The organism is Arthrobacter sp. Y3225116 (genome assembly GCF_059091245.1).
Map to the genome: position 1 here is coordinate 1 of NZ_JBNHGL010000636.1, position 252 is coordinate 252.

The following is a 252-nucleotide window of genomic DNA, read 5'->3' on the forward strand; positions in this document are numbered from 1 at the left end:
GCCAACCAGGCCGTCCGGCGGGCCGGCATCGGGTGGTCCGACGTCGCCGCCGTCGAGCTCAACGAGGCATTCGCCGCGCAGTCGCTGGCGTGCATCGACAACTGGGACATCGACCCGGCGATCGTGAACGCCTGGGGCGGGGCCGTGGCCATCGGCCACCCGCTGGGCGCCTCGGGCATCCGCATCCTCGGCACGCTGGCCCGCCGGCTGCAGGAATCGGGCGATCGCTGGGGCGTGGCCGCCATCTGCATC

At 73.8% G+C, this 252-nt stretch carries 1 pseudogene; it reads left to right on the forward strand.

The window, feature by feature from the left end:
* Positions 1–252, forward strand: a pseudogene (locus AC5RV2_RS19320) (3-oxoadipyl-CoA thiolase); the annotation flags it as partial.